The organism is Pseudomonas sp. K5002, assembly GCF_013386655.1.
Classification (GTDB): domain Bacteria; phylum Pseudomonadota; class Gammaproteobacteria; order Pseudomonadales; family Pseudomonadaceae; genus Aquipseudomonas.
Window position 1 is genome coordinate 1 of the sequence record NZ_JACARK010001514.1, and the last position, 1,262, is coordinate 1,262.

At 64.7% G+C, this 1,262-nt stretch carries 1 protein-coding gene; it reads right to left on the minus strand.

Annotation, left to right across the window (positions count from 1 at the left end; all coding sequences use genetic code 11):
• The coding region (locus HX846_RS37605; protein WP_178967510.1) for an AMP-binding protein at positions 1 to 1,262 on the minus strand (1,262 nt) is incomplete at both ends.

A 1,262-nucleotide genomic window follows, 5' to 3' on the forward strand; every position in this document is an offset into this window, starting at 1 on the left:
CAACGCCAGGTGGCGGTCAATGGGCCTTGTTCCAGGCGTGCGCGTTGGCCGGCGCTCAGGGGCAATGCATAGCCATCGGCACGCTGCTCGGCCACTGCATGGCTAGCGTCGGCCCCCAGAACACGGGCGATATCGGCGATGGTGCGGTTCTCGAATAACTGCCGTGGCGTGAGCTTGAGCCCTTGCTGATTGGCCCGCGCGATGATTTGCAGGTTGAGGATTGAATCACCGCCGATGGCGAAGAAGTTGTCGTGCACACCCACCTGTTCCAGCTTGAGCACGTCCTGCCAGATCGCGGCCAGCAGCGTTTCCACTTCATTGCGCGGGGCGACGTGGGTGGCGTTGTCATCGCGGCTGGTGGGTGGCAGCGGCAGGCGCTGTGCGTCGACCTTGCCGTTACGGGTCAGGGGCAATTCATCCAGGGTGATGAAGTGCGCCGGCACCATGTAGTCCGGCACGCGGTTGCCGAGATCGTTGCGCAGCTTGAGCGCTGACAGTGACTGGCTCGCCACCAGATAAGCGACCAGGCGCAGGCCGCCGTCCAGTTCAATCGCGCGCACCACCACCTGTTCGATCAGCGGTGACAGGCGTTTGATCTGTGCCTCGACTTCGCCCAGTTCCAGGCGGTTGCCACGAATCTTCACCTGGCTGTCGACTCGGCCAAGGAACGCCAGTTGGCCGTCCACCAGCCAACGCACGCGGTCACCCGTTCGGTACCAACGTTGGTGTTGGGCATCGTGGTGGAAGCGCTCGGCGCTGAGGTCGTCACGGTGCAGATAACCACGGGCGAGGGCGCCGCTGATCAGCAGCTCACCGCTCACCCCTGTCGCCACCTCACGACCCTGAACATCCACCACCTGCAATTGACGATTCGGCAGCGGTCGGCCCAAGGCAATACTGCGCTGGCCCGGCGTGAGTTGGGTGGCAATCGCACCGACCGTCGCTTCACTCGGCCCATAGTGGTTGAACACCCGCAGCCCCGGCGCCAGGCCGTTGACCTGCGCCAGCAGCGCCGGGCTCAGCGCGTCGCCGCCAAACACCAGCAACGCCTCTGGCAACAAACGCGCATCCGGCAGCGCTTGCAACAGACCGCTGAGGTGGCTCGGGGTAATTTTCAGCACGTCCACCGGGTGCTGGCTGAACAACTCCGCCAGGGCCAAGGGGCTGAAACCGCTCTCGTCATCCACCAGCAACAGGCTGCCACCGCTGCACAGCGCGCCGAACAGTTGAGTGTGGCCGAGGTCGGCGGCAACGCTCGACAG